Source organism: Mycobacterium sp. UM_Kg1 (assembly GCF_000972925.1).
Taxonomy (GTDB): Bacteria; Actinomycetota; Actinomycetes; order Mycobacteriales; family Mycobacteriaceae; genus Mycobacterium; species Mycobacterium hiberniae.
In genome coordinates this window covers 16255-33028 of the sequence record NZ_JRMK01000038.1, presented here as the reverse complement: position 1 = coordinate 33028, position 16774 = coordinate 16255, and the positions used below count along the sequence as shown (strand labels likewise).

Here is a 16774-nt window from a genome sequence, read left to right as displayed (position 1 = left end):
ATGTGTATAAGAGACAGAACTCGGCCTGGCCCGCATCATCGACCCCAGCCGGGAGCCGCGGGCGGCGATCATCGCCTGCTACACGGAGATGGAACGCCACCTCGGTGCCGATCCCGATATCGCCCCCCGCGCGTTCGACACCCCCACCGAAGTGCTCGCTCGTGCCGTCGCCCACCATGCCTTGGCGCCGGACAACGCCGCCCGGCTGGTGGGGTTGTTCGCCGAGGCGCGTTTCAGTGCGCACCAGATGACCGAGCAACACCGCGCCGATGCCGTCGACGCGCTGCGGATGGTTCTCGAAGAACTGCGGAGGCCGAGATGAAAATGCTCTTTCTGCAAGGATTCCCGCTGATCGCCGGCGCTGAGGTGGTGGCGTTGATGACCCATCAGCGTCAGTTCGTGCTGTGGGCGGCGGCCCTGGCGGCAGCGCTGCTGATCGGCGGGGCCCGGCGTCTGTTGATCGAGGGCGGCTCGCCCGCGGCGGCGCCGCCGACGGCCATCGACGAGCCCGGCGAGGCACTGCGCCGGTGGCGCTCGGGTACCGAGGCCAGACTCCGCTGGGCGGAATCGACGCGGGCCGACTGGGACCGGCGCTGGCGACCGATCCTGGCCGGGCGCTTCGAGATCTCCAGTGGGCAGGGCAGACTCAAAGACCCCGTGGCGTTCGAGGCCACCGGGGCGCTGCTGTTCGGCGCACAGTTGTGGACCTGGGTCGATCCCAGCAACGTCGCCCCGAGATCAGACACGGGCCCCGGCCCGGGCCGAGCTGTGCTGGAGCAGATCCTGTGCCGGCTGGAGCAGGGGTGAGCACCGGGCTGTCCGGAGCCGCGGCCACCACGGGGCAGCGATGCACCGCGGTGCTCGATGAGATCGAACGCGTGGTGGTGGGCAAGCGCTCGGCGCTGTCGCTCATCCTGACCACGGCGCTGGCCGGTGGGCATGTGCTCATCGAGGACTTGCCGGGGTTGGGCAAGACGCTGATCGCCCGGTCATTCGCGGCCGCACTCGGGCTGGACTTCATTCGGGTGCAGTTCACCCCTGACCTGTTGCCCGCCGACCTGCTCGGCACCACCGTCTACGAGATGTCCACGGGCCGTTTCGAATTCCGGCGCGGCCCCATCTTCACCAACCTGGTGCTGGCCGACGAGATCAACCGCACGCCGCCCAAGACCCAGGCGGCCCTGCTGGAGGCCATGGCCGAAGGCCAGGTCAGCATCGACGGCACCACGCACCGGTTGCCGACGCCGTTCATCGTGCTGGCCACCGACAACCCGATCGAGTACGAGGGCACCTACCCGTTGCCGGAGGCACAGCTGGACCGGTTCGCGATCAGACTGCACTTGGGCTATCTGTCCGAGCAGGGGGAGGCGGCCATGCTGCGCCGGCGCCTGGACCGCGGAGCCGCCCTGCCGACGGTGCGCAAGGTCGTGGACGCCGACGAGTTGGTGGCGATGCGCGAATCGGTGGAGCAGGTCGGTGTGCACGACGACGTGCTGCGCTACGTGGTCGCACTGGCCACCGGAACCCGGCGTCATCCGCAGGTGGCGGTGGGCGCCAGCCCGCGATCGGAGCTCGATCTGGTTCAGCTGGCCCGGTCCCGTGCCCTGCTGCTCGGCCGCGATTACGTGATCCCCGAAGACGTCAAGGCGTTGGCCACCTCGGCTATCGCACACCGGATCACGCTGCGGCCGGAGATGTGGGTGCGCCGCGTCCAGGGCACCGACGTGGTGGAGGACCTGCTGCGGCGTCTGCCGGTGCCACGGACCCCGGAGGCGGCGCCGTCGTGACGAACGATCCCGACGTTCGCGTTGTGGACGCCGTGTTGCGCTGGCGGGCATCGCCTTTCGCCACGGCGCTGGCGACCGCTGCCGCGGTGGCCCTGGTGGCGGCGGTGGGTGCGGCACGCTGGCAGTTGATCGCCTTCGCCGCGCCGCTGCTGGCGGTGTTGTGCTCGCTGGACGCGCAGCCGCCCCATCCGGTCGTGCGCATCCATGCGACGCCGCCGGCGCGCCGTTGCTTCGAGAACGAAACGGTCGAACTGACCCTCGGCGCCACGGTGTCCGACGGCGAGGCAACCCGGCTTCGCGTGGTGGTCTCGGCGCATCCGGTGATCGCCCTGGTGAGCACGGTGTCCACCACGGGATCCGGGTGTCGGATATCGGTGCTGGCCACGGCCGCACGCTGGGGCCGCTATCCGATTCGCGCCACGGTGTCGATGGTGAGCCGGGGCGGACTACTGGCCGGCACCGCGACCGTCGACGTCGCCGAGGTCACCGTGTTCCCGCCGGCGCCGCCGCAGCCCACACCGGTTCCGCGCAGCGATCTGCTCGATCGGGTGGGGACCCACCTGACCCGGCACCCGGGCCGCGGCGTCGAATACGCCGATATCCGCGCCTACGTTCCCGGCGACCCGCTGCGCTCGGTGAACTGGCCGGTCAGCGCACGCCGGGGCAGCCTGCATATAACGCAGCGACTGACCGATCGCGGCGCGGACGTGGTGGTGTTGATCGACTCCTACGCCCAGCCCGCCGGGCCGGCGACCGAGGCGACCGAACGCGCGGTGCTGGGCGCAGCGCAGGTGGTCCAGACCGCACTGCGCAGCGGCGATCGTGCCGGGGTCGTCATCCTCGGCGGCCGGCACCCCCGCTGGGTGGGGGCGGAGATCGGGCAGCGCCAGTTCTATCGCATCGTCGACGCGGTTCTGGGCGCCGGCGACGGCGTCGAGTCGACCACCGGAACGCTGGCACCCCGGGCGGCGGTGCCGGCAGGGGCTTTGATCATCGCGTTCTCCACGTTGCTCGACACCGAATTCGCGCTGGCGCTGACCGATCTGCGCAAACGCGGTCACGTCGTCCTTGCGGTCGACGTGCTGCCCGCCTCGCCCTTCGAGGACGAACCGGATCCCCTGGTGGACCGGATCTGGGCGTTGCAGCGCACCACCATGTACCGGGACATGGCCATCATCGGCGTCGATGTCGCCCCCTGGCCCCGGTACGAACCGCTGGAGCAGGCCATGCGGGTCGCGACGCCGCACCGCCGGTCCGCGGCGGTGCGGCGATGACGCCCATGGGCGAGGCCGGCGGCCCAGCGCCGCCGGTGCTGGCCTGCGTGTGCGGGCTGGCGATGGCCGCCCTCGCCGGAGCGAGCGCGTCGGGCATCGCGGCGGCCACGGTGTTGCCGGTGGCCGGCGCCGTGGTGTTGGGCCTGCGGTGGCGTGCGGCGGCGACAGGTGCCGTGCTGCTTGCCGTCGCCGCGATCGCGATCACCGATGCGCCCAGCGTGTGGGCGGCGGCCGCCGGTCTGAGCGCGGTCGGCTACCTGATGTTGCGTCACCGCGCCCCGATGACCCCGGCCACGGTGACGTTCGCCCTCGGGTTCACCGTCGCGGGATTGGTCGCGACGGTGTTCCCGTGGCGGCTGCCGTGGCTACCGCTGCTGGCGCCGTTCGTGCTTTTCGGCCTCTACGCCCTTGCGGCGCAGCCGTTTCTGCTCGCCGGGCCGAACCCGGTCAGGCGCCCGACGCCTCGTTGAGGGCTTCGAGAGTGCTGGTCGCCTCGAGGTACTCCTGGACCCACCGCTCGATGACGGTCGCGGTCTTCTCCACCTTGGTGAACTGACCGACAACCTGGCCGACCGGGTTGAACGCGACGTCGACGCTCTCGTTGGGGTACTTGTTCGTGGCGCGCACGGCCATCCCGGAGACCATGTACTGCAACGGCATGCCCAGCGGCTTGGGGTTCTCGGGAGCCTCCCACGCCTCGGTCCAGTCGTTGCGCAGCATCCGGGCCGGTTTGCCGGTGAAGGAGCGGCTGCGGACGGTGTCGCGGCTGCCCGCCTTGATGTAGGCCGCATGCTGGGCCTCGGTGTTCGAGGATTCCTCGACCATCAGCCACTGCGAGCCGGTCCACGCGCCCTGCGCTCCCAGCGCGAGGGCCGCGGCGATCTGCTGACCGCTGCCGATGCCGCCCGCCGCGAGCACGGGCAGCGGCGTGACCGCCTTGACGACCTCGGGCCACAGCACAATCGAGCCGACGTCGCCGCAGTGGCCGCCGGCCTCGCCGCCCTGGGCGATGATGATGTCCACACCGGCCGCGGCGTGCTTCTGCGCCTGCCGCGCGGAGCCACACAACGCGGCGACCTTGCGGCCCGACTCGTGGATGTGCTTGATCATGTCCGCCGGGGGAGTGCCCAGCGCGTTGGCGATCATCGTCACCTTGGGGTGCTGCAGCGCGACCTCGACCTGCGGGGTGGCGGTCGCCTCGGTCCAGCCCAGCAGCTGCAGGCTGTCCGCGTCAGCGCCCTCGACGGGCACGCCGTGGTCGGCGAGAAGCTTCTTGCCGAAGTCGAGGTGCTGCTGGGGCACCAGCTTGCGCAGCGATTCGGCCAGTTCCTCGGCGGACTGGCCGGAGTCCATGCCCTCGTACTTGTTCGGGATGACGATGTCGACGCCGTACGGGTGGTCGCCGATGTTCTCATCGATCCAGTTCAGCTCGATCTCGAGCTGCTCCGGGGTGAAGCCCACCGCGCCCAGCACCCCGAACCCACCGGCCTTACTCACGGCCACGACAACGTCGCGACAGTGCGTGAAAGCGAAGATCGGGAACTCGATGCCGAGTTCGTCGCAGAGGGGAGTGTGCATTACCTACTCCTTCGGGGGGCGGGATCGAAGTGAAACGTGTTCTAATTAAGTACCAGATTCAGGCATCGCGGGGCCAGTCGGGCCTAGCTGCGCTGGGGGAACCTCAGACTACCGGCAATCGTGTCACGGGTCATCGTGCTCAGCGCGGGGAGAGCGCGCGCAGGACCGCGACCCCGAAGCCGGCGGCGCGCAGCACAGAACGCCCGCCGGGGCGGCTCGGGTCGGGGATGCGCAGCACCGGCCAGCCGTGTTCGGTGGCCAGCGCGGCGAGCCGGGGACGGGGATTGACCGGCCGCGGACGGCCCACCAGCGACATCAGGGCCGCGTCCTCGTCGCCGTCGGCATAAAAGAAGCTCTGGCCCAGGTCGATCCCGGTGCCCGCGCAGAACGACTGCACCGTGGCCGCCTTCTGGGGGCCCCAGACCACGGGTTTGACGATGTCCCCGGTGAGCAGGCCCCGGTCGTCGAGCTCGAACCGGTTGCACAGCACGTGGGCGATCTCCAGAAACCGCGCAACCGGCTCGGCGTGGATGGTCAGGGCCGAGGAGCTCAGCACGACGGTGTGGCCGCGTTGCTGATGTGCCCGCACGACCTCCTGCATGTGCGGGTAGATGCGGCTGGTGATGTGGTCGGCGAAGAGCCGGGCGCCGACATCGTTGAGTTCGTCGATGGACTCGCCGCGCAGATAACCTGCGGCCCGTACCAGTAGGCGTTCGAACTGCATGCGGCCCAGGCGGTAGCGCAGCGCCGCCTCGACGACGCCGAGCACCTCGCCGGCGCGGGCCTGGCGCCGGCGGATCCGGTCGCCGGCATGGGCGGTGGCGGTGAATCCGGACACCAACGTGCCGTCCAGGTCGAAGAACGCCCCGATGCGGGCGCCCGGCTCGGCCCGGGCGACGTCGGCGACCAGATCGCTCGCTGCTGCGGTCATCGCCGTCGATGTTACGTTCTGACGCCGGCCGGCCGGCAGGTCCGGCGCCGCGGGAAAACGATGGTGAGCCGGTCAGCTGATAGCGTGGTGGGTCTATGCGAAAAGAGAGTCGGCTCCATGACCAGTGAGACCATCGCGACCGACGCGCGGGAAGCCCTGTCGGAGACGGCAGCACAGCAAGGCTGGCGGCGTACCCGGCGCGAGCGGGTCGATATCTATAACCGCGGCATCTACCACGTCCATGCCATCTGGCGCGACGACAACATCCTCAACGGTGGGTCCCACTACGAGGACACCGTGCTGCTCGTTCACACCACCGACCTGGCGAAGGTCGGGAGCTGGTTGGGACGCTGAGGCGGGCCGGGTAACCGCCGCGACTCCGGTTCGCATCGGTTGCATAAACGCCCCTCGTGTCACACGAGCAACAGTTTTCACACGGCTAACTTCGGTCCCGACCTTGTAATCGGGATTGGGGAGAAGCCATGTCACGAGTCCGTAAGTACCTGACCGTCGCCGCCGGCGCCGCAGCGGGACTGTTTCTGGGAGCGCTGGCGTCCAGCGCCACCGCCACCGCCGACGCCGTGCCGATCAACCCGGGACTGGCCGGGGTGGTCGAGCAGATGGTCGCGACCTCGACCAGCCTCCCGCAGCAATTGCTGCAGACCACCACATCGGCGCTCAGCGGCACCACGCTCGCGCCGCCCACGGCACCGGGTCAGGCGCCCCTGGCGACCGCGACCCTCAACGTGCCGCCGACCTCGACCGCGTCGACCGCGGCCAGCCAGGCGACCTCCGCCGCCGGGCTGCCCGGAATCTCGAACCTTCCGGCGAGCCTGAGTTCGGTTCTGCCCTTCCCGCTGCCCAACTTCGGTCCGGTTCCGGTCGCGGCGGCGCCGACGGCATTCGCGCCCAGCGGGTACCTGCCGACGGCTCCGGTCGCACCGGTGACGCCGATGGAGGTCGTCCTGATTCCGGGTCTGCCCTGAGGCACTGCGTAATCTCGGACCGGTGAGCGCACGCGCAGGAATCGTTGTCACCGGTACCGAGGTACTGACCGGACGGGTGGCCGACCGTAACGGACCGTGGCTGGCCGACCGGCTCCTGGAATTGGGAGTCGAGTTGGCGCACATCACGATCTGCGGCGACCGGCCCTCCGACATCGAGAGTCAGCTGCGGTTCCTGGCCGCCGAGGGTGTGGACCTGATCATCACCAGCGGCGGCCTGGGGCCGACGGCCGACGACCTGACGGTCGAGACGGTGGCCAGGTTCTGCGGCCGCGACATTGTGCTCGACGAGGTTCTGGAAGCCCGGATCGCCGAGATCATCAAGCCCATGATGGCGCGATACAGCGGTCCGGGTGCCCCCGATTTCGCGACGGTCCGGGCGGCCAATCGAAAGCAGGCAATGGTCCCGGCGGGGGCAACGATCCTGGACCCGGTGGGCACCGCGCCCGGCGTGGTGGTACCCGGCACACCGACGGTGATGGTGCTGCCGGGGCCGCCGCGCGAGCTACAACCCATGTGGCACAAGGCGGTGGCGACCCCGGCAGTCCAACAGGCGATCGCCGGACGCACGCATTACGCGCAGCAGACGATCCGGATGTTCGGCTTGCCGGAGTCGGGTCTGGCCGACACCCTGCGGCACGCCCAGGAGGCCATCCCCGGTTTCTACCGGTTGGAGATCACCACCTGCCTGCGTCGCGGCGAACTGGAGATCGTCACCCGCTACGAGCCGGACGCGGCCGAGGCCTACCGGCAGCTGCTCGAACTCCTGCGCGAGCGCCATGCCGGGGCGATCTTTTCCGAGGACGGATCGCAGATCGACGATCTGGTGGCCTCAGCACTGGCCGGTCGACAGATCGCGACCGCCGAGTCCTGCACCGCCGGCCTGCTGGCGGGGCGCCTGGCCGACCCGCCCGGCGCCTCGGGCTACCTGGCGGGTGGAGTCGTGTCCTATTCCAACGAGGCGAAGGTCGAACTGCTCGGGGTCGATGCGGCCTTGATCGCCGAACACGGCGCGGTGTCCGAGCCGGTCGCCGAGGCCATGGCTGCCGGCGCACTGCGCCGCTTCGGCGCCGACACCGCGGTGGCGATCACCGGGATCGCCGGCCCCGGCGGCGGGACGCCGGACAAACCGGTGGGCACCGTGTGCTTCTGTGTCGCGTTGGGCGACGGCCGCAAGATCACGCGGACGACCCGGCTGCCGGGGGAGCGGGCCGACGTGCGGGAACGCTCGACGACGGTAGCCATGCATCTGCTCTACCGCGCACTGTCAAACGGCTGACTCCGGCCGCCCTCGGTGGTATGAACATCACACCGAGGAGTTGCAGGTGTGAACACTTGGCTGAACGGTTCGGGGTATTGGCTGGGCCGCATGGTGCTCGAACGCGGCATCGCGGCCATATACGTCATCGCCTTTGTTGCCGCCGCCCGCCAGTTTCGCGCCCTGATCGGGGAACACGGCATGCTTCCGGTCCCGCGGTACCTGCGCCGGTGCTCATTCCGGCAGGCCCCCAGCCTCTTTCAGCTGCACTACTCTGATCGCTTCTTCGCCGGCCTGTGCTGGTTCGGTGCCGGTGTGGCCGCAGCTTTGGCGCTCGGCGCCGGGGAGCGGGTTCCGCTGTGGGCGGTGATGGTGATCTGGCTGGCGCTGTGGGCGCTGTACCTGTCGATCGTGAACGTCGGGCAGACCTGGTACGCGTTCGGCTGGGAGTCGATTCTGCTGGAATGCGGCCTTTTGGCCGTGTTCTTGGGCAACGACCGGGTTGCGCCCCCGGTGCTGGTCATGTGGCTGGCGCGGTGGCTGCTGTTTCGGATCGAGTTCGGCGCGGGGCTGATCAAGTTGCGCGGCGACTCCTGTTGGCGCGACCTGACCTGCCTGTACTACCACCACGAAACCCAGCCCATGCCCGGGCCGTTGAGCTGGTTCTTCCACCACCTGCCCAAACCGCTGCACCGCATCGAGGCAGCGGGAAACCACGTCGCTCAACTCGTGGTCCCATTCGGGCTGTTCGCCCCCCAGCCCGTCGCCGGAGTCGCCGCCGGGATCATCATCGTCACCCAGTTGTGGCTGGTGGCCTCGGGAAACTTCGCCTGGCTGAACTGGATCACGATCGTCCTGGCCGCTGGCGCACTCGACCAGGCGTGGTTGACCGAACGGATTGCGGGTCTGCAGCCGGCGCCGATGCCGCAGGCCCCGCTGTGGTTCGCCGGCCTGGTCATGGTCTACGCCGCGACCACGCTGGTACTGAGTTACTGGCCGGTGCGCAACATGGCCTCGCGGAGTCAGCGGATGAATGCCAGCTTCAATCCGTTGCATCTGGTCAACACCTACGGTGCGTTCGGCACGGTAGGGCGTTTTCGCAGAGAACTGGTGATCGAGGGGACCACCGACGCCGCGCTCACCGAGCGGACCTCATGGCGGGAATACCACTTCAAAGGAAAACCCGGTGCGGTGCGGCGATGCCCACGCCAGTGGGCGCCCTACCACCTGCGGCTGGACTGGCTGATGTGGTTCGCCGCGCTCTCGCCCCGGTACGGGCAGCCGTGGTGTGAGGCGTTGCTGCAACGCCTGTTGCGCAATGACCGCGACACGTTGCGCCTGTTGCGCCACAACCCGTTTCCCGACGCCCCGCCGCACTTCGTGCGGATCTTGCTCTACGACTACCGCTTCACCACCTGGGCCGAGCTGCGCCGCGACGGCGCCTGGTGGCATCGCAGCCTGGTGGGCGTTTACCGGTCGCCGGTCTCGGCGACCGGGGCATCCGCGCCGCGGGAACGCCGTTAGTCATCGCGCCAGGTCCCAGTCGTCGGGCGGGACGCCCGGCGGGGCAGGCCGAAGGCGGCGGTCGATGAAGGCCTCGATGAAGTGATACGGGTTGACTCGGGGTTGACCGCGCTCGAGTGCCGGCGGGGGGATCCATTCGACGCGGCCGCTGTCACCGAGTGTGGTGCTCCAATTCTGTTGGCTGGCCATCCGGTTGTCCGGGGCGCACGCCAGGGCCAGGGTGTCGACATCGGTGCGCCCGTTGTCTGCCCAGTCGTGCTCAAGGTGGTGGGCTTGCGTGAGGTAGCCCGAGACGGTGCAGCCCGGGCGGGTACAGCCGCGGTCGCGGGCGTGGAGCACGATGCGCTGATCAGCCGATGCGATGCGCTTGGCGCGACCCAGCCACAATGCCCGGCCGCGACCGTCGAACAGGGCCAGGTAGTGGTGGGCGTGCTCGGCCATGCGCAGCAGGTCGGGCATCGGCAGCAGGCTGCCGCCCGCGGTGAGCGCCTTGCCGGTGGCGGCAGCGTCGTCGTCGGGCTCATGTCCGGTCGCGGCCTGCAGTTCGGCCAATGTCGTGGTGACGATGAGAGTGACCGGCAGGCCGTTGAGCCGGCCGAGGCTCTTGGAGGCGAGCACGGCACGGCCGGCGGCCAGCAGCGCATCGTGGTTGCGCTGCGCCGGGCTGCGGTCGTCATTGCGGATCTGCTCTTCGCTGGCGGTGCCGTCCACGCATGGGCTCTCGTCGGCGGCGTTACACATTCCGGGTGCCGCCAATTTCGCCAGGATGGGCTCGAGGGTGGCACGCAGTTCCGGGGTGATCCGCCCACTCAGCGAGCTCATCCCATCGAGGTCTTGGCGCCCCAGACGTATACCGCGCCGGGACTGGCGTTCTCGATCGGTGTAATCGCCGTCCGGGTTCAGTACCGCCACCACATGATCGGCCAGCCGCTGGAAGGTTTCGGGCCCGTACTCACCGGCCAGTACCGCGAGGTGGCCTTCCGCGCGTTCGCGGTCCCGGGCGGGAACGGTGCCGGGAATCGCGGCGTGTGCCTTGCGGGCGATCGCCACATGCTCCGGACCGACCCGCCCGTCGGCTTGGGCGGCCGCCAGGGCCGGCAGCAGCGGCTCCAGCGGCTCACCGGTCACCGAGGTGCGTGGACCCAACTCGGCGGCCTCAGCCAACCGGCGCCGGGCGGCGGCGCTGCTGATCCGTAGCCGTTCGGCCAGCGCCTTTGCCCATGAGCAGGCCCCCAAGGCGCCGGAATCACCTTGGGCGACCAGGCGGGCCAGGATCCGATGCTCGACCACCGGCGCCCGCCACGCCAGCACCTCACGCCGCGCCAAGACCGACACCAGCTCCTCGGCGCTCAACGCATCGAACGAACACGCCTGCAGCTGATCGTAGGCGGCTTCGATCGCACCCAGACAACCCAGGATGGTGTCTCGATCGGCGACCGCACTCCTACTCATGAATCGAACACTAGTTCGATCCACCGACAGAAACGGGCCTCATGGGGGAGTGAGTTATTAAGAAGACAGTGAGGAAATCGGGCGCGGCTACCGGGTGTCGACCCACACGGTGAGGGCCACCACCACCAGCGTGAACACGGCCAGCAGTGCGGTATCGAGGGCGCCCAGGCGCGGCGCCGAGGCGCCCTCGGCGGCCAGTCGTCGTTCGCGGGCGATCAGAAACAACGGGAACGTGAAGCTGATCGCGGTGAGGAATCCGCCGAAGATGTAGGCCCACACGAACCGCACGTTGTGCTTGCGGGCCTCGGTGACCATCAAGACTGTCGCCGACAGGCCCAGCAGCAAGATATCGGCGGTGATCGAGCGCGACGCGGGCGTCACCGCGGTGTCCGGCAGGAACCGGGATAACGACAAGTCGGTCCCGTTGTAGGCCAGGTTCTGGCTCCAGGTGGCGAGCAACGCGGCGACGGCGATCACCGCGTAGGCGGCGCAACGGACCTTGGCGGCTGTAGTCATCCGGCCACGTTAGCGTCCGCCGGGCGGGGGTATCGCGGTTTGTGGCTCACAGTTCGAGCAGCACGGTCACCGGACCGTCGTTGACCGACTCCACCTGCATATGCGCCCCGAACTGCCCGGTCGCCACCTGCGCGCCCAAACGTTGCAGCGCCGCGGCGAACTCAGCGACCAGCGGTTCGGCGACCGGACCCGGCGCGGCCGCATTCCACGACGGCCGCCGCCCTTTGGCCGTGTCGGCGTAGAGCGTGAACTGACTGACCACCAGAATCGGTGCGCCGACATCGGCCGCCGACTTCTGATCGTCGAGAATGCGCAATTGCCAGAGCTTTTCGGCCAGACGCTGCGCTGTGGCGGCGTCGTCGGTGTGGGTCACGCCGACCAGGGCGAGCAGGCCCTGGCCGTGCGGATCGATCGCCCCAACCGTGCGACCGTCCACGCTGACGCGGGCCGACAGGACCCGCTGAACCAGAACTCGCACGGCCTCGATGCTAGGTAGGCTCGCCGTAACGGGGGCAGGGAGGGGTGATCGCGGTGTCGGTGCTCGTGGCGTTCTCGGTGACGCCGCTGGGAGTGGGTGAGGGAGTCGGCGAGATCGTCGCCGAAGCGGTCCGGGTCGTTCGGGAGTCCGGGTTGCCCAACCACACCGATGCGATGTTCACCGTGATCGAAAGCGACAGCTGGGCCGAGGCGATGGCGGTGGTGCAGCGGGCCGTTGAAGCCGTGGCGGCGCGCTCACCTCGGGTGAGCACCGTCATCAAAGCCGACTGGCGCGACGGCGCGGTGGACGCGATGACCGCCAAGGTCGAATCGGTGGAGCGCCACCTGGCGACACCGCCGGAACCTAATTGACCGCCACGTCGAGTATGGGGCGCCCCACCTGGGCGCCGGGTCCGTTGAAGTGCCACCATTCGCCGGCGTAGTAGTCCAGGCCGCCGGCGCGCATCGCATCCCGCAGCAGGGCACGCTCGGCGGCGGCACGCGCGCTGATGCCCTCGGCGAATGCCGCGGAGTTCGGGGAGAAGTCGTCGAACCCGGTGCCCATGTCCGACAGCCGCCCATGGGCGTCGGCGGTCGTCACGTCGACCGACCGGCCGGTCTCATGGCTGCGGGCCAGCGAGCCGGGCCGGGCGACCCAGTTCGGGTTCGGCACCACCTCGAACATCCGCACCTGCACCTGGTGCGGCCGGTAGCAGTCCCAGAACACCAGGGTCCGACCCCGGGCGCGCAGCGCGGCTGCCGCCGTCGCCAGCCCGGGCGCCAGTGATTCGTGCACCAGACACCGGGCGTTTGCCGGATAGAGGCGTTCGCCGACGAAGTTGTTCGCCGTCGCGTAACGCAGATCGATGATCGCGTCGGGCACCGCACTGCGCACGTCGACGAATCCCGCCGCGCGGGCCGCCGGCGACACCTCGGCCACCGGATCGGCGGTCGCGGTACCCGAGGCACCGGTCAGCAGTATCGCCATGACGCTCACCATCCGCAGACTGCGCATGCGCCCATTGTCGCGCCTCAGGCCGGCACCACAATCGTCAACCGCCGATCTTCGCGTTCCACCCGCATCCCGGCCCGGCGCGCCACCGCCGCGACCGCCGCGGCGTCCTGCGGTTCGGCCCTGGTGGCGGCCAGGGCCCGCGCCAGCCGGCCTTTATGGGCCTTGTTGAAGTGGCTCACCGAGACCCGCCGGCCATCGGCGTGTTCGGCGATCACATCGACACGAACGGCCCCGGGGATGGCGGCCAGGGCCGCATAGGACCCGGACCGCAGGTCAACCACCAGTTGGGCCTCGGCGATCTCGGCCAGCACCGGCTCCAGCACCGGCCGCCACAGTTTGGTCAGCCCCGGCCGTCCGGGCAGCTTCGACGTCGCCGACAGCCGGTAGGCGGGTACCGGATCCGTGGCGCGCAGCAGTCCGAACAGGGCGGAGCCGACAGCCAGCCGCGCGGCGGCCCGGGCGGCCGCCGCACCGCGCAGCGAGTCGACGTCGAGCGCCTCATAGAGCACGCCGGTGTATCGGTTGATGGCCGGCGCGGTGGGAGCGTGCCGCAGCGCGGCGTTGCGCTCGATCTCGGCGTCCTGCGACGCCGACAACCCCAAGGCGCTGCGGCTGGCATCCCGGTCGGCGGCCAGGCCGACCAACACCTCGAGAAGTTCGGCTCTCGTGTCGTTCAGTTGCGGAGCAGCCAGGGCCTCGAGGCGCAACGGTGGGCCGTCACCGCCGGCACGCTTGGTCTCCGATGGGGGCAGCAGCACGATCACAGGCAGACGTTAACCGAGCCGTTGCACCGACCAGCGCGGTGGCGAGCATCGCCGCCCCCACGGTGTCGGTGAAGAAGTGGTAACCACAGGCCACCAGCCCCAACATGCCCAGCAGGCTCCCCACGGCGGCGGTCAGCAGCGCCCACCCCCGGGCGGCTGCCACCACGACCATCATGCCCAGCACCGACACCAACATCGCGGTATGGCCGCTGGGGTATTCGAGGTAGGGCCCGTTGCGCCGGTCGAAGACGTGCTTGAGCGCCGCGGTCACGGCGGTCGCGGCCAGCGGGCAGGCCAGCACCGCCGCCGCCAGCACCCACTGCCGGCGATACAGGGCCACCGCGACGCTGGCCACCGACACCGCCAAGAGCAGCCATCCGCTGGTGAAGACCAACATCCACCGGGGCTGTGCGCCGAGCAGTGCGCCGGTGGCCCGGCTGAACCAACTGTCGACGGGCGTCGACCCGCGGCCCACCGCCGCGCCCAGGGCCAGTGTCGCCAACACGCCGGCCAACGGCCACCAGCGCAGCGCGGTGGCGAGACTACGACCTATCTCCGGGGACCTATCTCTGCGGGACCTGGCTCAGGCGGGTCGGATCAGGCCGACTTCTGGAACAGCGGCAGCAGTGCCTGGCGGCGCTGGTCGTTGCCGTCGGCAAGAGCGTGCAGCGCCTGGTCCACCGAGGGCGACGTCGGGAACATGGCGTCCTCGTCGAAGTCGCCGAGCAGTTCGTGCACCGCAGCGCTCTCGATCAGAGTCCACTCCACGCCGGCGGCGCGGCAGTCGCCGTCGAGCACGCACAGCAGCCAGATGCCGGCGGCGGCGAACGAGGTGACGCCGCTCAGGTCCAGCACCAGAGCTTCGTTGGCAAGGACAAATCGCCGGGCGTGTTCGCTGAGTTCGTCCACGTTGGTGGCGTCGATCCGGCCCCGGACCGTGATCACCGTCGCGAGGTGACGGTAGTGCGCTCGAATCTGTGCCCCGCCGCACTCGACGACCGGGTTGATCCGCGCCGCGCCCCGTGTGGTGATGTCGATTGCCATACCAGCCCCCACCTTCCCTGTGGATCGCTGTCGGCGGGTGCGCCGACCTCGATGTTTCCGACGCTATGCGGCGAAGTTAAGGCGTCTTGGGCGACCGATTAACGCTTTGGTGAGATATCGAACGGGTCGGTGACTCCGGTGAACGCGGTGATCTGCCCGTCGGCGTCCCGCGCGTCGCCGTCGTAGCGCAGGCGGTATCGCCCGCCGTCGACATCCTCGGGGATCGTCCAGGTCACCGTGATGGCCGAACCGCGCCGTCCGGTGCGGCGCCAGCGGAAGGTCGTCGACCAGTCGCTGTCGTCGGCCACGGTGTCCCAGCCGTCGGGGGTCTGTCGCTGTACCCGCACGTAGGTGCCGCCGCGATGCAGGTCGTTGTTCGGGTAGGCGCCGGTGAACACCGCCGACACGGTGGCGCCGGGCCGGTATTGGCGTTCCGGGGCCACTACGACGTCGCCGAACCGCCGGCCGGGGGCCGGCGCATCGGGCTTCGGCCGGCGCCGTGAGCGCCGGTGGCGCGACGGCTCCGCGGGCCGCCTGCCGTCGGGGGCGGGCCGCTGGTCGCGCATCGCGGTGGCCAGTTCCGCCACCACCTGCTGCAGGGCCGGCAGCTCCCAGCGGCCGAACAGGGTGCTGCCGCCTTCGTAACGTTGCTCGTCGTACTCCTCCGGCGTCGTGACGTAGTGCAGGTAGCCGTTGCTGTAGCCGGCCACCAGCACGTCGCGCAGCTCGGCGCCGACGATCTGCGCCACGGTGCGGCGCAGTCGCAGGCCCGCCACGATGGTGACTTCGGCGGGAATGCCGATCAGGTACAGCTGACCGATGCGCAGCAGCTGCACCGGGCCGCCCTCGGGCATCAGCAGCGACAACGCCTTGTTCAGCCGGATGCCGGGACCCACGGCGCCTTTGGGGGCGTGCGCGTCACGCAGGCGCGGGGAGAGGCGGTAGACCGTGTTGGCGATCAGGCCGTCGAAGAACCGGTTGCGGCCCTGCTTGAACACCGGGTACGCCGGACCGGCGCCTTCGTCGGTCCCGGCCAGACAGGAGGCACCCGCGACCGCGGGGCCGGTGCGATGGGCCCGGCCGTTGCCGGTGAATTCGGGCCGCACCTCGAAGTCGGTGAGGTCGACATAGGTGGCGCGCGCGTCAAGCCCCCCGGTGACCTCGGTGCCGTGTCCCAGGGTCAGTTCGGTGGCCGCGACGGCTTGCCGGGATCCGATGATCCGGGTGTTCTCGAATTCGTCGTCGGTGGGTCCGGTGCCGGGCCGCTGCCCGATATTGGGTGACATGTCCCCGGAGTTGGTCTGGGCGAAGGCCGCGATGAAATCCGGTGGGTCCGGCGACAGGTAGTCGACGCCGTGGTCCAGGCGCTCGCACTGATAGGCCGCATACCCCTTGTTGTCCCCGCTGATCAAGGTGTTGCGGTTGGTCATGGACGTGCCGTGGGTGGCGAACCAGTTCACCGCCCCGACCAGCCGGCCGTCGCGTTCGATGCGCAGCAGGGTGGTCTGCGGGTCGATCTTGTCCGGGAAGTGAGCGCGCTCGGCCTCCGGGTTGCGGGCGAACGACGACGGCGAGCGGTTGCAGCTGGCGTCGTGCAACCGGCCCACGGCCAGGCTCAGGCGGGCCGGAGCCAGGTCGGCATGGGCCATGGCCACTGCTTCACAGATCCCGTCGACGATCGCGTCGAATGTCTGCTGCCGGAACCCGTGGGTGTTGGAGTTGTACAGGCGATGATCGGAGTAGCCGCCGGGGCCGCAATGGGTGTGGGTCGCCGTCAGCATCACGTTGTGGAACGTGTACAGCTCGCCGTAGGTCGCGGCCAGACGTCCGAGCACCTCACGGTGGAGGCTTTCCAGCAGCAGCGGTATCTCACAGACCACCAGCAGCAGCCGGGTTCCGGCGGCGGCGTCGGCGATGACGAAGGCGCGGGCGCGCAGCCGATTGTGTATCCCGTCGGTCTGCTGCGAGGCCACTCCGTAGCCGAGCATTCCGCATTCGGCCGGTTCGCCGGTGATGTCGGCGATTCCGCGTCCAACCTGGTAGTCGTCTGGCATCGCTACAGTATTCATAACGCCCTGCGGCATATCGTCGCCGACGCACCGGCCGACAACTTCTCCGGCGACAATCGGCGCTGCTAGTCTGCGAGGGCT

The 16774-nt window shown here is 69.7% G+C and carries 19 protein-coding genes and 1 pseudogene; 10 read left to right on the top strand and 10 right to left on the bottom strand.

All coding sequences use genetic code 11. The features are described 5' to 3' along the window. Positions 1-16: 16 nt before the first annotated feature. The 5 genes and pseudogenes from LI92_RS08480 to LI92_RS08460 all read left to right on the top strand — a co-directional run. Positions 17-322 (top strand): annotated as a pseudogene (locus tag LI92_RS08480) (DUF4129 domain-containing protein); the annotation flags it as partial. Beyond that, positions 319-807, top strand: coding sequence for a hypothetical protein (locus LI92_RS08475; RefSeq protein ID WP_046318016.1), 489 nt, complete (start codon positions 319-321; stop codon positions 805-807). The pseudogene LI92_RS08480 and the gene LI92_RS08475, both read left to right, overlap by 4 nt. 8 nt (positions 808-815) lie before the next feature. After that, positions 816-1787, top strand: a complete 972-nt coding sequence (locus tag LI92_RS08470) for an AAA family ATPase (protein ID WP_046318025.1) — start codon at positions 816-818, stop codon at positions 1785-1787. Beyond that, entirely contained in the window at positions 1784-3061 is a 1278-nt protein-coding gene (locus tag LI92_RS08465) for a DUF58 domain-containing protein (RefSeq protein ID WP_046318015.1), read from the top strand. Before LI92_RS08470 ends, LI92_RS08465 begins: the two co-directional genes overlap by 4 nt. Further along, positions 3058-3531, top strand: a complete 474-nt coding sequence (locus LI92_RS08460) for a hypothetical protein (protein WP_286134949.1) — start codon at positions 3058-3060, stop codon at positions 3529-3531. Before LI92_RS08465 ends, LI92_RS08460 begins: the two co-directional genes overlap by 4 nt. Here the strand turns inward: LI92_RS08460 and LI92_RS08455 are convergent. Both LI92_RS08455 and LI92_RS08450 read right to left on the bottom strand, forming a co-directional pair. Further along, entirely contained in the window at positions 3509-4639 is a 1131-nt protein-coding gene (locus tag LI92_RS08455; protein ID WP_046318013.1) for a nitronate monooxygenase, read from the bottom strand. The two genes, LI92_RS08460 and LI92_RS08455, sit on opposite strands and share 23 nt — an antisense overlap. Positions 4640-4778: 139 nt before the next feature. Continuing rightward, positions 4779-5570, bottom strand: coding sequence for an HAD family hydrolase (locus tag LI92_RS08450; RefSeq protein ID WP_046318011.1), 792 nt, complete (start codon positions 5568-5570; stop codon positions 4779-4781). A 117-nt stretch (positions 5571-5687) separates the two neighbouring features. Here LI92_RS08450 and LI92_RS08445 point away from each other — a divergent pair, with 117 nt between their 5' ends. From LI92_RS08445 to LI92_RS08430, 4 genes are all read left to right on the top strand, one after another. Then, positions 5688-5924 (top strand): hypothetical protein, encoded by a 237-nt coding sequence (locus LI92_RS08445; protein WP_046318008.1) that lies wholly within the window; start codon positions 5688-5690, stop codon positions 5922-5924. Positions 5925-6052: 128 nt separating this feature from the next. Then, a complete protein-coding gene (locus LI92_RS08440; protein ID WP_046318007.1) occupies positions 6053-6556 on the top strand; it encodes a hypothetical protein in 504 nt (167 codons plus the stop codon). A 22-nt stretch (positions 6557-6578) separates the two neighbouring features. Then, positions 6579-7853 (top strand): competence/damage-inducible protein A, encoded by a 1275-nt coding sequence (locus LI92_RS08435; RefSeq protein WP_046318005.1) that lies wholly within the window; start codon positions 6579-6581, stop codon positions 7851-7853. 90 nt (positions 7854-7943) lie between these two features. Further along, complete coding sequence (locus LI92_RS08430) at positions 7944-9356, top strand: lipase maturation factor family protein (RefSeq protein WP_046318003.1); 1413 nt, start codon at positions 7944-7946, stop codon at positions 9354-9356. Here LI92_RS08430 and LI92_RS08425 read toward each other — a convergent pair whose 3' ends face one another. From LI92_RS08425 to dtd, 3 genes are all read right to left on the bottom strand, one after another. Further along, positions 9357-10808, bottom strand: a complete 1452-nt coding sequence (locus tag LI92_RS08425; protein ID WP_046318001.1) for an HNH endonuclease signature motif containing protein — start codon at positions 10806-10808, stop codon at positions 9357-9359. A gap of 87 nt (positions 10809-10895) precedes the next feature. Continuing rightward, entirely contained in the window at positions 10896-11324 is a 429-nt protein-coding gene (locus LI92_RS08420; RefSeq protein ID WP_046317999.1) for a DUF2834 domain-containing protein, read from the bottom strand. A 46-nt stretch (positions 11325-11370) separates the two neighbouring features. Beyond that, complete coding sequence (gene dtd, locus LI92_RS08415; protein ID WP_046317997.1) at positions 11371-11802, bottom strand: D-aminoacyl-tRNA deacylase; 432 nt, start codon at positions 11800-11802, stop codon at positions 11371-11373. Between the two features lie 53 nt (positions 11803-11855). On the opposite strand from dtd, the gene LI92_RS08410 reads away from it, so the two are divergent. Beyond that, positions 11856-12173, top strand: a complete 318-nt coding sequence (locus LI92_RS08410) for an MTH1187 family thiamine-binding protein (RefSeq protein ID WP_046318024.1) — start codon at positions 11856-11858, stop codon at positions 12171-12173. Here the strand turns inward: LI92_RS08410 and LI92_RS08405 are convergent. The 5 genes from LI92_RS08405 to LI92_RS08385 all read right to left on the bottom strand — a co-directional run bounded on the left by LI92_RS08405 (position 12166) and on the right by LI92_RS08385 (position 16678). Continuing rightward, on the bottom strand, positions 12166-12816 hold the full coding sequence (locus tag LI92_RS08405; RefSeq protein ID WP_046317995.1) for a M15 family metallopeptidase: 651 nt from the start codon (positions 12814-12816) through the stop codon (positions 12166-12168). The genes LI92_RS08410 and LI92_RS08405 overlap by 8 nt on opposite strands. A gap of 17 nt (positions 12817-12833) precedes the next feature. Next, on the bottom strand, positions 12834-13580 hold the full coding sequence (yaaA, locus tag LI92_RS08400; protein WP_046317993.1) for a peroxide stress protein YaaA: 747 nt from the start codon (positions 13578-13580) through the stop codon (positions 12834-12836). Further along, positions 13534-14085 carry a phosphatase PAP2 family protein gene (locus tag LI92_RS08395; protein WP_052740738.1) on the bottom strand — a complete coding sequence of 184 codons (552 nt, stop codon included), beginning with the start codon at positions 14083-14085 and terminating at the stop codon, positions 13534-13536. Before LI92_RS08395 ends, yaaA begins: the two co-directional genes overlap by 47 nt. 92 nt (positions 14086-14177) lie before the next feature. Further along, on the bottom strand, positions 14178-14624 hold the full coding sequence (locus LI92_RS08390) for an STAS domain-containing protein (RefSeq protein ID WP_046317989.1): 447 nt from the start codon (positions 14622-14624) through the stop codon (positions 14178-14180). A 98-nt stretch (positions 14625-14722) separates the two neighbouring features. Further along, a complete protein-coding gene (locus tag LI92_RS08385; protein WP_046317987.1) occupies positions 14723-16678 on the bottom strand; it encodes a neutral/alkaline ceramidase in 1956 nt (651 codons plus the stop codon). Positions 16679-16774 lie beyond the last annotated feature (96 nt).